The sequence below is a fragment of the Reyranella sp. genome (genome assembly GCF_004296935.1).
GTDB lineage: Bacteria > Pseudomonadota > Alphaproteobacteria > Reyranellales > Reyranellaceae > Reyranella.
Map to the genome: position 1 here is coordinate 1 of NZ_SCVH01000086.1, position 12,558 is coordinate 12,558.

Consider the following 12,558-nt stretch of genomic DNA (forward strand, 5'->3'; position numbering starts at 1 on the left):
CCTCCTCGCTCGCCAGATAGATCACACCGGCTGCGATCTCGTCGGGCGTCCCCAGCCGATCGGCAGGTACCCTGGCTAGAATGCCCTTCTTCTGATCGTCGGTCAGTCCGTCGGTCATCGGCGTGGCGATGAAACCCGGCGCCACGCAATTGACCGTGATGCCGCGCGAGGCGAGTTCCTGGGCCAGCGACTTCGACATGCCGATGAGGCCAGCCTTGGCGGCCGCGTAGTTGGCCTGGCCGGGATTACCGGTGACGCCGACGATCGAGGTGATGCTGACGACCCGGCCGAAACGCCGTTTCATCATGCCGCGCATGACCGCGCGGGTCAGACGAAAGGTGCCGGTGAGATTGACCTGCAGCACCTTCTCCCATTCCTCGTCCTTCATGCGCATCGAAATGTTGTCGCGCGTGATGCCGGCGTTGTTCACCAGGATGTCGAGCTTGCCCATCGCTGCCTCGGCTTCCTTGGCAAGGCGATCGATGTCGGCTGCATCGTCCATCCTGGCGGCGACGACGTGCGTACGCTCTCCGAGCGACGCCTTGAGCTGTTCCAGCGCCTCGGCACGCGTGCCCGACAGCGTGACGGTGGCACCCTGCCGGTGCAGCGCGCGGGCGATGGCTCCGCCGATGCCGCCGGAAGCGCCGGTGACCAGAGCCGTCTTTCCGCTCAGATCGAACATGGTCTCGTCTCCCTCAGACGGTCTTCAGAAAGGCTTCGATATCTGCGGGCCCATTCAGGGCGAGGCCCGTCATGTCCTTGTCGATGCGCTTCACGAGTCCGGACAGCACCTTGCCCGTGCCGCACTCGACCAGCACCTCGACACCCTTCGACTTCATGTATTGCACACTCTCGCGCCAACGCACGAGGCCAGTCACCTGTTCGACCAGCCGCTGCCTGATGACCGCGGGATCACTGATCTCCGAGGCGAGCACGTTGGCGACCAGCGGCACCCGCGGCGGCGGCATCGCCACTCCCTCCAGCGCAGCCTTCATTGCATCGGCCGCCGGCTGCATGAGCGAGCAATGGAAGGGCGCGCTCACCGGCAGCAGCATGCCGCGCTTGCAGCCTCGCGCCTTCGCGGCCTCGATCGCCCGCTCGACCGCGGCCTTGTGGCCGCTCACGACAACCTGGCCGCCACCGTTGTCATTGGCGACCGCGACCACTTCGCCCTGCGCGGCCTCCTCGCAGGCGGCCATCGCCGGCTCCAGCTCGATGCCGAGCAAGGCCGCCATCGCGCCGACGCCGACCGGAACGGCCTTCTGCATCGACTGTCCGCGCAGTTTCAGAAGGCGCGCGGCGTCTGCAACTTTCAGCGTCCCGGCCGCCGCCAGGGCCGAATATTCTCCCAGGGAATGGCCGGCGACATAGGAGGCCATTGCCGGCAGCGGCTTACCGCCGTCCTTCTCCAGGATGCGCACGACTGCCAGGCTGACGGCCATCAGCGCCGGCTGGGCATTCTCCGTCAGGATCAGGTCGCTTTCCGGCCCTTCCCGCATCAGCTTGGACAGGTTCTGCTTCAGCGCCTCGTCGACTTCACCGAATACGTCCCGGGCGGTGGCAAAAGCCGACGCGAGGTCGGCGCCCATGCCAACGGCCTGCGATCCCTGGCCCGGAAAGACGAAAGCCCGACTCATGCGCGATTTCCCCCTGATTTGACGCGAATTGGCGCAGTCATACCGGGGTACAAGGCGCAGTCAAGGCGGGCCGGGAACAGCTTGATTTCAGGCCGCAGGCCTGTATAACCCCCGCTCTTCGGGGCCTAAATCGGCCCCGATCTCCTTGCCGGTCCAAGCATTCTGCGAAGGGCCGGCTAGATCCGGGCGGTTGCCGGTCGATCCTCTTGAGGGCGCGACGAACTCCGGGTCACCAAACAGCCATAAGGAGCCGAAACTACATGGCACTCTACGAAAACGTCTTCATTGCGCGTCAGGATGTTCCGCAGACGCAGGTGGAGGCTCTCACCAACCAGTTCGCCGACATCGTCACCGGCTTGGGCGGCACCGTCTCCAAGAAGGAGTACTGGGGCCTCCGTTCGCTGACTTATCGGATCAAGAAGAACCGCAAGGGTCACTATACCCTGCTCAACATCGATGCCCCCTCCGCCGCCGTGAAGGAGATGGAGCGTACGATGTCGATCAATGAAGACATCATCCGCTTCCTGACCGTCCGCGTCGACGCGCTCGAGGAGGCTCCTTCAGCAATCATGGTGCGCAGCGCCGAGAAGTCTGATCGTCCGGGTGGCGATCGTGGCGACCGCTGGGGCGATCGTCCGCCGCGTCGCGAACGTCCTCGCTTCGGCGATGAAGGCGGCGTGCCGCCGGTTGCCACCGCCCTCACGGGAGACGAAGAATGAGCGCCCAACGCCGCCCCTTCACGCGCCGCCGCAAGAGCTGCCCGTTCTCCGGCGCCAACGCGCCGGTCATCGACTACAAGGACGTGCGCCTTCTGCAGCGCTTCGTCTCCGAGCGTGGCAAGATCGTTCCCAGCCGCATCTCGGCGGTGTCGTCGAAGAAGCAGCGCGAACTCGCCCAGGCGATCAAGCGCGCGCGTTTCCTGGCGCTCCTGCCCTACCTCATCGCCTAGCCGGGGGACCGAATCATGCCGATGAACGTCATCCTGTTGGAGCGTGTGCCCAAGCTCGGTCAGATGGGCGATGTTGTGAAGGTGAAGCCCGGCTTCGCCCGCAACTTCCTGCTGCCGCAGAAAAAGGCCCTGCGCGCCACCAAGGACAACATCACCTACTTCGAATCACAGCGTAAGACTCTCGAGGCCCAGAACCTCGAGCGTCGCGGGGAAGCCGAAGCCGTCGGCGCCAAGATGACCGACCTCAAGGTCGTCCTCATCCGTCAGGCGTCCGAGGCCCTTCAGCTCTACGGTTCGGTGACCTCGCGCGACATCGCCGACGGTGCCGTCGCCGCCGGCGTCAAGATCGAGCGCAGCCAGGTCGAACTCGACAAGCCGATCAAGAACCTGGGTGCCCACAAGATCAAGGTCCACCTCCATCCCGAGGTCACGATCGAGATCACCGCCGTGGTGGCGCGTTCGGTCGACGAGGCCGAATTCCTCGCCAAGGGCGGCGCTCTGGTCGCCGAGAACGAGCGCGCCGCGCTCGAAGCGGCGGAAGCCGCCAAGCGTGCCGCCGAACAGGCGGCCGCATTGTTCGAGGCCAAGCCTGCCGAGGGCGAGACCGCCGAGGCTCCTGCCGCCACCGAGGAAGCGCCGGCCGAAGAGAAGTAGAACGCGTGCCTCCCGGCACCGTGTCTTCCATCGAACGCATGCCATCGCCCCGCGATGGCATGCGTTTTCTTTTGTCCCGCGTTTTCTGGGCCAGGCCATGATCTGGCGCCTGGGCGCACTGCTGGTGGCCGGCGTCGTAGCCTTGCCGCTGCTCGGTGTCGCCTCGAGCCTTCTGTCGTGGCAGGGTGACCTGTGGCGGCACATCGCTGAAACGCAACTTTCCGACATCGTCGGCAACACGCTCATTCTGCTGGTGGGCGTCGGCTTCGGCACGACCGTCATCGGCACCGGCACGGCCTGGCTGGTCACCATGTGCCGCTTTCCCGGCAGCCGGCTGATGCAGTGGGCGTTGCTGCTGCCGCTTGTCATGCCGACCTATATCATCGGCTACGCCTACGCCGACCTCCTGGCATTCGCCGGCCCGCTGCAGGTGACGCTGCGCGCCGCGACCGGCTGGGGCCACGGTGACTACTGGTTCCCCGACCTCGGGTCGGCCAGCGGCGTCGCGCTGCTGTTCACGCTCGTGCTCTATCCCTACGTCTACCTGGCAGCGCGCTCGGCGTTCCTGAGGCAGTCGCAAGCGCTGCTCGAGGCGAGCCGCATCCTGGGGCACGGCCCATGGCGGACGTTCCTGCGCGTCGCTCTGCCATTGGCGCGGCCCGCGATCGCCGCCGGCCTGACTCTGGCGCTCCTCGAGACGCTCGCCGACTTCGGAACCGTGCAATACTACGGCGTTCACACCTTCACGACGGCGATCTACCGAACCTGGTACGGGCTGGGCAACCGCGAGGGTGCGGCCCAGATATCGCTGGTCCTGATCGCCATCGCCGTGCTGCTGATCCTGATCGAGCGCCGGTCGCGCGGCCGCGCCCGGTTCCACGTCGCCTCCAACTTGCGTTATCACGCCGAGCCGGTCACCCTCGCGCCGCTGGCGGCCGCCGCGGCGATCCTTGCCTGCGCCCTGCCCGTCCTTCTGGGCTTTCTCCTGCCGACGCTTCACCTGGCGCAGCTCGCCCTGACATCCGGCGTGGCGCTGGGCGACCGGCGCTTCCTGGGTGACGCCACCAACAGCCTCATGCTGGCGGCGACCGCGGCGGCGATCATCGTGGCCCTCGCCCTGTTCCTGAGCTACGCCGCTCGCCTCGTGCGTCGTCGCGGATTGTCCCGCGTGATCGAATTCGCGTCGCTGGGCTACGCCATCCCCGGCGCGGTGATCGCCGTCGGCGTCCTGCTGCCGCTGGCCTCGGCGGACCACGGCATCAACAAGCTCACTCAGAGCCTGTTTGGCCTGCCGAGCGGTCTGCTGCTGAGCGGCACCGCCTTCGCGCTCCTGATTGCCTACGTCGTGCGCTTCCTGGCGGTCGGCATGGCCAGTATTGCGCCGGGTCTTGCCGCCATTGACCCGGCGATGGATTCAAGCGCGCGCGTGCTGGGCGCCCGGCCGCGTCAGGTCCTGCGCTACATCCATCTCCCGATGCTGCGCGGTCCCGCACTGACGGCAGGGGTGATTGCCTTTGTGGAGGTGTTGAAGGAACTGCCGGCCACGCTGCTGATCCGGCCGTTCAATTTCGACACGCTGGCGGTCGGCGTCTACCGCTTCGCGTCCGACGAACGCCTTGCCCAGGCGGCAGTCGGCGCCATTGTGATCGTCGCGGTCTCGCTGGTGCCGGTGATCCTGCTCAGCCGCGCGATTGCGGCCCCACCGCCCTTCTCTGGCGGGCCTACTTCCAGCCCGCCCGATCCATGATCTTGAGCGCCTCGGCGTTGTTCTGCGCATAGACGCGCGCGTTGAGCTGGTCTTCCTTGAACGCGCCGAGCGACGCCAGCTCGGGCGACAGCGCGACACCGGCCACGACCGGGAACTCCGAATTGCCTTCGGCGAAATACTTCTGGGCCGGCACCGACACGAGATACTCCAGGAATTTTACCGCCGCTTCCTTGTTGGGCGCGTACTTGGCCACGGCACCACCGCTGATGTTGACGTGGGTGCCGCGGTTGGACTGGTTGGGGAACACCAGGCCGACCTTGGCCGCGACCGCACGGTCCTCCGGCTTCTTCGAGCGCATCAGATTGACGTAATAGTAGGTGTTCGAGACGCAGATCTCGGCCTCGCCCGCGGCGACGCCCTTGATCTGGTCGGTGTCGCCACCGCGCGACGGACGCGCCAGATTGGCAGCGATTCCCTTGGCCCAGGCTTCGGTTTTCTCTGGCCCGATCGCGGCGATGAGCGAGCCGACCAGGGACTGATTGTAGATGTGGCCCGAGGAGCGGATCAGCAGCTTGCCCTTCCATTTCGGGTCGGCAAGATCCTCGTAGTTCTGCGGCGCTGTCGCGGCCGTGAGCTTCTCCTTGTTGAACAGGATCACGCGCGCGCGCTTGGAGAAGCCGAACCAGTTGTTGTCGGGATCGCGCAGATGCGCGGGCACCGACTTGGCGAGCACCGCCGATGTCACCGGCTGCAGCAGCCCCATCTGCCGGGCCCGCTCGATGCGGCCGGCGTCGGTGGTGATCAAGACGTCGCACGGGCTCTTGTCACCCTCGGCCTTGAGCCGCTCGACGAGCGGGTCAGGCTCGGCGTCGATGCGATTGATCTTGATGCCGGTCAGGTCGGCGAAATTGCCGTACAGCGCCTCGTCGGTGTTGTAGTGCCGTGCGGAGTAGAGATTGAGCGTCGTGCCCTGCGCTTGCGAGCGCCGCGGCATCAACATCAGACCGAGGCCGGCGGACAGGCCGGTCGTCATCAGGATGCGTCGCTTCACGTCAGTCTCCAAATGCGAGTGAGTGTCAATCACGCTACTGCTAACACTCAACTGTAGAGACTGCAAATCGTTTGCAATTGTTCTACATCAAAAAAGCCGGTTTTCTCCCTGCGACCCTTTGCCTTGAATTCGCCGTTAAGCTTAACATTTCAACAACAACCACGTGGAGTTGCGGGAGGAGACTACTCCGCCCGACAGATCGTTGCCCCGGGGGGAACGACGATGTTGCTAGCCAGGGTACTCGCCCGCGTGCTGGGCGAAGGCCAACTGACAATCATCGATGCCGGCGGCCGGCCACATAAGCTCGTGGGTGCCCGGCCGGGCCCCGCCGTTACCATGCGAATTCATACCTGGTGGACAGGTATCCGCCTCGCGCTTCGGCCGCGGCTGGCGTTCGGCGAGTCCTACATGGACGGCAAGCTTACAGTCGAAGATGGCGACATCTACGACCTGCTCGATCTTCTTGGGCGCAATATCGCGGCGATCGACTCCACCCCCCTGGTGCGCTGGTCGTTCGCGCTGCAGAGAATCCTGCGCTGGCTGGAACAGTACAATCCGGTCGGGCGAGCACAGCGCAACGTGGCGCATCACTACGATCTCAACGACCAGCTCTACGACTTCTTCCTCGATCGAGACCGCCAGTATTCCTGCGCCTACTTCACGACCCCGGGCGAGAGCCTGGAGCAGGCCCAGATCGACAAGAAACGCCATATCGCGGCCAAGCTGCTGCTGAAATCCGGCCAGCGCGTGCTCGACATCGGCTCGGGCTGGGGCGGCATGGGCCTGTTTCTCTCCCGGCAATTCGACGTCGACGTCACGGGCGTTACCCTTTCCAGGGAACAGCATGCCGTTTCCAGCCGGCGCGCGCTCGAGGGCGGCGTTGCCGACCGCGTGCGGTTCAAGCTGCTCGACTACCGGCAGGAATCCGGCCGCTACGACCGCATCGTCTCGGTCGGCATGTTCGAGCACGTCGGCGCCGCCCACTACGTCGAATACTTCACCAAGGTGAAGGAACTGCTGGCCGACGACGGCGTGATGCTGCTGCATTCCATCGGCCGCATGGAGCCGCCGGGCGGCACCAACACCTGGCTGCGCAAGTACATCTTCCCCGGCGGCTATTCGCCGGCCCTGTCGGAGGTTCTGGCGGCGATCGAGAAGGTCGAGCTGTGGGTAACCGACATCGAGGTGCTTCGCCTGCACTATGCGGAAACGATCCGCCACTGGCGCCAGCGCTTCCAGGTCAACCGGGAGAGGGTCAAGCAGACCGCGGGCTACGACGAGCGTTTCTGCCGGATGTGGGAATTTTACCTTGCCGGCTGCGAGGTTTCTTTTCGCTACATGAATCAGATGGTGTTCCAGATCCAGATCGCCAAGCGCCAGGACGCGGTGCCGCTGACGCGCGACTACATGACGGAAGTCGAGCGTCGCGAGGGTACGGTGCCGTCGATGGCGGCGGAGTGACGGGACTCGGTTGTCCCCAGCTTTCAGGCTATCCTAGAAGGGCCATCGCATTAGCGGTGGTGAATGCCCCCTCGCGTCCCTAACAAAGGCTCTACATGGAGCCATTAAAAGATACGACCAACGTCACGCGCCTCCCCGGTGCCGAAGATGCGCGTCTGCGTGAGCCGCCGCACAATTTCGAGGCCGAACAGGCACTTCTGGGCGCCATCCTCGTCAACAACGCCGCCTATCAGCGCGTGGCCGAATTCCTGCGCCCCGAGCACTTCGCCGACCCGCTGCACGGCAAGCTGTTCGATTCGCTGTCCCGCCTGATCGAGCGCGGCCAGGTGGTGAGTGCCGTCACCCTGAAGACCTACGTCGAACAGGACGAGGCGATGAAGTCGGCCGGCGGCGCGGCGCCCTATCTCGCCCGCCTTGCCGCGGCTTCCGTCCATGTCATCGATGCAGCAGCCTTCGGGCGCACCGTGCACGACCTCTACCTGCGCCGGCAGCTCGTCGACCTCGGCGAGGAGGTCGTCAACGGCGCGTTTGGCGGCGATGTCGACGAGACGGCGCTCCACCAGATCGAGATGGCGGAGAAGAAACTCTTCGAGCTTGCGACGACCGGCCAGACCGAAGGCGGCTTCAAGCCGTTCCGCGCCGCCCTCACCGAAGCGACCGTCGCAGCCGAAGCCGCCTATCACCGGGTCGGCCAGCTCACCGGCGTGGCGTCGGGCCTGTTCCAGCTCGACCAGCTCCTGGGGGGCCTCCACCGATCGGATCTCATCATCCTCGCGGGCCGCCCTTCGATGGGCAAGACGGCCCTGGCGACGAACATCGCCTTCAACGCCGCGAGGGCCTACCGCGAGGAGCATGGCGAGGACGGCAAGCCCAAGGCCGTCGACGGCGCCGTGGTCGGCTTTTTTTCGCTGGAAATGTCGTCGGAGCAGTTGGCCACCCGAATGCTTGCCGAGCAGGCCGAAGTGCCGTCCGAGAAGATCCGCAAGGGCGAACTGATCAGCGGCGACTTCGACAAGGTCCTGTCGGTGAGCCAAACGCTCGAGCATCTGAATTTCTTCATCGACGACACGCCGGCACTCTCCATCGCCGCGCTGCGGACCCGGGCGCGTCGCCTGAAGCGCACCCACGGGCTCGGCCTGCTGGTGGTCGACTATCTCCAGCTCCTCAATCCCTCCGGCAGGTCGCGCCAGGAGAACCGCGTGCAGGAGGTCTCCGAGATCACGCGTGGCCTGAAGACGCTGGCCAAGGAGCTCGATGTCCCGGTGCTGGCGCTGTCACAGCTGAGCCGTGCCGTCGAGCAGCGCGAGGACAAGCGGCCGCAGCTTTCCGACCTGCGCGAGTCGGGTTCGATCGAGCAGGATGCCGACGTCGTCATGTTCGTCTATCGCGAAGAATACTATCTGCAGCGCGGCGAGCCGACGCGACGCGCCGAGGAGAACGACCAGCGCTTCAACGAACGTCACGACGCCTGGAAGCAGCGCTGCGAGCAGACCTACGGCAAGGCCGAGGTGATCGTGGCCAAGCAGCGGCACGGCCCCACCGGCCTCGTTCGCCTTGCGTTCGAAGGCCAGTTCACCAAGTTCGACAACCTGCCCGCCGACGAGGAACGGCCGGGCGGCCCGGCTTTCTAGGCCGTTCGATGTCCTCTCCCGCCGACGACGCGGCGCGCCGGGCCGGCGCGATCCTGACGATCGATCTGGGCGCCATCGCCGCCAACTGGCGCGGCCTGCGCGATGCCGGCCGGGCCGGCGGTCGTCCGGTGGATTGCGCTGCTGTGCTCAAGGCCGATGCCTACGGGACCGGCCTCGCCGTCGTGGGACCGAGACTGGCCGTGGAGGGCTGCCGACAGTTCTTTGTCGCCCACATCGACGAGGCCATCGAGCTGCGCCGGGTGTTGCCCGAACACCCGATCTACGTCCTGAACGGCCTGCTCGCGGGTACCGAGTCCGATTTCGTCGAGCACGGCCTCACCCCCGTGCTCAATCACCTCGGCCAGCTCAATGCCTGGCGCGCCGCGGCGCAGCGCTTCAACCGGCCGCTCGATGCCGTCATCCACCTGGATACCGGCATGAATCGCCTCGGCTTCGGGCCCGAGGATGCCCAGGCGCTGGTCAACGAACGCGGCCGCCTGCGCGGCCTGCGGCTCGCCCTGTTCATGAGCCATCTCGTGGCGTCCGAGGAGCCGGCCAACCCGATCAACGGCGAGCAGCTCTCCCGCTTCCGGTCGTTCGTCAAGGCGATGCCCGGCGCCCCGGCCTCGTTGGCGAACTCCTCCGGCATCTTCCTCGGACCCGACTACCACTTCGATCTCATGCGGCCCGGCGCCGCCCTCTACGGCATCAATCCCCTGCCCGGTCAGGCCAACCCGATGTTGCCGACCGTCACGCTGCAGGCCCGCATCCTGCAGGTCCGTCGCGTTGACGCTCTGCAGACCGTTGGATACGGTGGCGCTTGGCGCGCGGCGAGGCCCACGCGCGTCGCCACCATCGGCCTCGGGTATGCTGACGGCTACTTCCGCGCCCTGGTCAACCACAGCACCGTGTACATTGCCGAACAGCCCGCGCCCGTGATCGGCCGCATCTCGATGGATCTCGTGACGATCGACGTGACCGAGGTGGCGGAAGCCCACTCTCAGCCGGGCGATCTCGTCGAGGTGCTGGGAGCGCATCTGTCGCCCGACGACCTTGCCGACCGGGCGCGCACCAACGGGTATGAGATCATGACGGCCCTCGGTCGGCGCTATCATCGTGTGTATGTCGAAGGCCGGGGCGACGCGGCGGGAGAAGAGGCGTGACCTTTCCGTTGCTGACTGTCCTTGGCCGCATGACGCTGGCTTTCCTGCAGGCCACCGGCTCTGTCACCTCCTTCGCCTTCCAGGCGATCCGGCTCGCGGTGCAGCCGCCGTTCTATCGCCAGCAGTTGCTCCGCCAGATGCTGGAGATCGGCTACTATTCGTTGCCTGTGGTCGGGCTGACGGCGATCTTCACGGGCATGGTGCTGGCGCTGCAGAGCTATACCGGTTTTGCCCGCTTCTCGGCCGAAAGCGCCATTCCGAACGTGGTGGTGGTGTCGCTCACCCGCGAGCTGGGCCCGGTCCTGGCCGGCCTCATGGTCGCGGGCCGGGTCGGCGCCGCCATGGCGGCGGAGATCGGCACCATGCGCGTCACCGAGCAGATCGACGCGCTGACCACCCTTTCCACCAACCCCTTCAAGTACCTGGTCGTGCCGCGCCTGATCGCCGGCATCGTCACCCTGCCGATCCTGGTGCTGATCGCCGACATCATCGGCGTGCTGGGCGGCTTCCTCGTCGGCGTCTACAAGCTCGACTTCAACGACACCGCCTATCTGCGCAACACGTTGGACTTCCTCGAGTTCCAGGACGTGTTCTCGGGCCTCGTGAAGGCGGCCGTGTTCGGCTTCCTGATCACCCTGATGGGCTGCTACCACGGCTACACGTCCAAGGGCGGGGCCCAGGGCGTCGGCATGGCGACGACCAACGCCGTGGTCTCGGCATCCATCCTGATCCTCACATCCAACTACTTCATCACCGAAGCCTTTTTCTCCCGATGAACGCCGCCGCCAAGATATCCCTGCGCGACGTCGCCAAGTCCTTCGGCCCGAAGAAGGTGCTGCAGGGCATCGACCTCGACGTGGCGCCGGGCGAATCGATGGTCGTGATCGGCGGCTCGGGCAGCGGCAAGTCGGTTCTGCTGAAATGCATCCTCGGCCTGATGGCGCCCGACCGCGGCTCGATCCGCGTCGATGGCGAGGAGACCGTCGACTTCAACGACCATGACCGCGCCCGCGTCATGCGCAAGTTCGGCATGCTGTTCCAGGGCGGTGCCCTGTTCGATTCGCTGCGCGTCTGGGAGAACGTCGCCTTCGGCCCGATCCAGAGCGACGGCATGAAGCCCGACCAGGCGCGCGAAGTGGCAGTGGCCAAGCTGGGTGCCGTCGGCCTCGGGCCCGAGATCGGCGAGTTGTTTCCCTCCGAGCTCTCCGGCGGCATGCAGAAGCGCGTGGCCCTGGCCCGCGCCATCGCCCGCGAACCGGAGATCATCTTCTTCGACGAGCCGACCACCGGCCTCGACCCGATCATGGCCGACGTCATCAACGACCTCATCGTCAAGTGCGTCAGCGACCTCGGCGCCACGGCAGTGTCGATCACCCATGACATGGCGAGCGCACGCAAGATCGGCCATCGCGTCGGCATGCTCTACGAGGGCAAGCTCATCTGGCAGGGGCCTGTCGCCGACATCGACCAGTCCGGCAACGCCCATGTCGACCAATTCATCCATGGCCGGGCCGAAGGTCCGATCCGCATGCAGGTCCGGAAGCTCTGACCATGGCGCGCCCGCTCAAACGTTTCGTCTGCCAGTCATGCGGCGCGGTCGCGAACAAATGGAGCGGCCGCTGCGAATCCTGCGGCGAGTGGAACACCATCACCGAGGAATCGGCACCGGCGCCCGGCCCCGCCGGCGGCGGGCTGGCGCGTGGCGGCAAGGGCCGTCTCCTCGAGTTCGCCGGCCTCACCGGCACGACACCGCAGCCGCCGCGCTACAAGAGCGGGATCGCCGAGTTCGACCGTGTCTGCGGCGGCGGGCTGGTGGTGGGCTCGGCGCTGCTGATCGGCGGCGATCCCGGCATCGGCAAGTCGACGCTCTTGCTGCAGGTGGCGGCGGCGCTCGCCCGCCAGCACACGTCCTGCGCCTACATTTCCGGCGAAGAGGCGCTCGACCAGGTGCGCCTGCGCGCCGAGCGCCTGGGCCTGGGCGACGCGCCGGTGCAGCTCACGGCGGCCACCTCGGTGCGCGACATCGTGGCGACGCTGGAGCGCCCCGACGCGCCCAAGGTCGCGGTGATCGATTCGATCCAGACCATGTGGCTCGACACGGTCGACAGCACGCCGGGCACCGTTACGCAGGTGCGTGCCTCCTCGCAGGCACTGGTCGAGCTGGCCAAGCGCCGCGGCATCGCCGTGCTGCTGGTCGGCCACGTCACCAAGGACGGCGCCATCGCCGGCCCGCGCGTGCTCGAGCACATGGTCGACACGGTGCTCTATTTCGAGGGCGAGCGCGGCCATCAGTTCCGCATCCTG

The 12,558-nt window shown here is 66.2% G+C and carries 13 protein-coding genes; 10 read left to right on the forward strand and 3 right to left on the reverse strand.

The window, feature by feature from the left end; genetic code table 11:
- Window positions 1-682: 3-oxoacyl-ACP reductase FabG (gene fabG / locus EPO55_RS12395; RefSeq protein WP_296337149.1), on the reverse strand; the 682-nt coding region annotated here is incomplete at its 3' end.
- Between the two features lie 13 nt (window positions 683-695).
- On the reverse strand, window positions 696-1,637 hold the full coding sequence (gene fabD, locus EPO55_RS12400) for an ACP S-malonyltransferase (RefSeq protein WP_296337150.1): 942 nt from the start codon (window positions 1,635-1,637) through the stop codon (window positions 696-698).
- A 260-nt stretch (window positions 1,638-1,897) separates the two neighbouring features.
- On the opposite strand from fabD, the gene rpsF reads away from it, so the two are divergent.
- The 4 genes from rpsF (at window position 1,898) to EPO55_RS12420 (ending at window position 4,987) form a co-directional block, all read left to right on the forward strand.
- Entirely contained in the window at window positions 1,898-2,356 is a 459-nt protein-coding gene (rpsF, locus tag EPO55_RS12405) for a 30S ribosomal protein S6 (protein WP_296337151.1), read from the forward strand.
- Window positions 2,353-2,586: a 30S ribosomal protein S18 gene (rpsR, locus tag EPO55_RS12410; protein WP_296337153.1), complete on the forward strand. Its 234-nt coding sequence runs from the start codon at window positions 2,353-2,355 to the stop codon at window positions 2,584-2,586. The genes rpsF and rpsR overlap by 4 nt, the downstream gene beginning before the upstream one ends.
- Before the next feature lie 15 nt (window positions 2,587-2,601).
- Window positions 2,602-3,240 carry a 50S ribosomal protein L9 gene (gene rplI, locus EPO55_RS12415; protein ID WP_363718996.1) on the forward strand — a complete coding sequence of 213 codons (639 nt, stop codon included), beginning with the start codon at window positions 2,602-2,604 and terminating at the stop codon, window positions 3,238-3,240.
- A 97-nt stretch (window positions 3,241-3,337) separates the two neighbouring features.
- Window positions 3,338-4,987, forward strand: a complete 1,650-nt coding sequence (locus tag EPO55_RS12420) for an iron ABC transporter permease (protein ID WP_296337154.1) — start codon at window positions 3,338-3,340, stop codon at window positions 4,985-4,987.
- Here the strand turns inward: EPO55_RS12420 and EPO55_RS12425 are convergent.
- Entirely contained in the window at window positions 4,962-5,999 is a 1,038-nt protein-coding gene (locus EPO55_RS12425) for a Fe(3+) ABC transporter substrate-binding protein (RefSeq protein WP_296337155.1), read from the reverse strand. The two genes, EPO55_RS12420 and EPO55_RS12425, sit on opposite strands and share 26 nt — an antisense overlap.
- Window positions 6,000-6,221: 222 nt before the next feature.
- Between EPO55_RS12425 and EPO55_RS12430 the strand changes: the two genes are divergently transcribed.
- The 6 genes from EPO55_RS12430 to EPO55_RS12455 form a co-directional block, all read left to right on the forward strand.
- The gene (locus EPO55_RS12430) at window positions 6,222-7,460 is read left to right on the forward strand and encodes a cyclopropane-fatty-acyl-phospholipid synthase family protein (RefSeq protein WP_296337156.1); all 1,239 of its coding nucleotides are present in this window, start codon (window positions 6,222-6,224) and stop codon (window positions 7,458-7,460) included.
- Between the two features lie 95 nt (window positions 7,461-7,555).
- A complete protein-coding gene (locus tag EPO55_RS12435; protein ID WP_296337157.1) occupies window positions 7,556-9,091 on the forward strand; it encodes a replicative DNA helicase in 1,536 nt (511 codons plus the stop codon).
- An 8-nt stretch (window positions 9,092-9,099) separates the two neighbouring features.
- A complete protein-coding gene (alr, locus tag EPO55_RS12440; RefSeq protein ID WP_296337158.1) occupies window positions 9,100-10,254 on the forward strand; it encodes an alanine racemase in 1,155 nt (384 codons plus the stop codon).
- Window positions 10,251-11,030 (forward strand): ABC transporter permease, encoded by a 780-nt coding sequence (locus EPO55_RS12445; protein ID WP_296337160.1) that lies wholly within the window; start codon window positions 10,251-10,253, stop codon window positions 11,028-11,030. The genes alr and EPO55_RS12445 overlap by 4 nt, the downstream gene beginning before the upstream one ends.
- Window positions 11,027-11,803, forward strand: coding sequence for an ATP-binding cassette domain-containing protein (locus tag EPO55_RS12450; protein WP_296337161.1), 777 nt, complete (start codon window positions 11,027-11,029; stop codon window positions 11,801-11,803). Before EPO55_RS12445 ends, EPO55_RS12450 begins: the two co-directional genes overlap by 4 nt.
- 2 nt (window positions 11,804-11,805) lie before the next feature.
- Window positions 11,806-12,558: ATPase domain-containing protein (locus EPO55_RS12455; RefSeq protein ID WP_296337162.1), on the forward strand; the 753-nt coding region annotated here is incomplete at its 3' end.

Coding starts and splice junctions, on each gene's coding strand:
- fabD (WP_296337150.1), bottom strand. CDS start 1,637: ATGAGTCGGGCTTTCGTCTTTCCGGGCCAGGGATCGCAGGCCGTTGGC.
- rpsF (WP_296337151.1), top strand. CDS start 1,898: ATGGCACTCTACGAAAACGTCTTCATTGCGCGTCAGGATGTTCCGCAG.
- rpsR (WP_296337153.1), top strand. CDS start 2,353: ATGAGCGCCCAACGCCGCCCCTTCACGCGCCGCCGCAAGAGCTGCCCG.
- rplI (WP_363718996.1), top strand. CDS start 2,602: ATGCCGATGAACGTCATCCTGTTGGAGCGTGTGCCCAAGCTCGGTCAG.
- EPO55_RS12420 (WP_296337154.1), top strand. CDS start 3,338: ATGATCTGGCGCCTGGGCGCACTGCTGGTGGCCGGCGTCGTAGCCTTG.
- EPO55_RS12430 (WP_296337156.1), top strand. CDS start 6,222: ATGTTGCTAGCCAGGGTACTCGCCCGCGTGCTGGGCGAAGGCCAACTG.
- EPO55_RS12435 (WP_296337157.1), top strand. CDS start 7,556: ATGGAGCCATTAAAAGATACGACCAACGTCACGCGCCTCCCCGGTGCC.
- alr (WP_296337158.1), top strand. CDS start 9,100: ATGTCCTCTCCCGCCGACGACGCGGCGCGCCGGGCCGGCGCGATCCTG.
- EPO55_RS12450 (WP_296337161.1), top strand. CDS start 11,027: ATGAACGCCGCCGCCAAGATATCCCTGCGCGACGTCGCCAAGTCCTTC.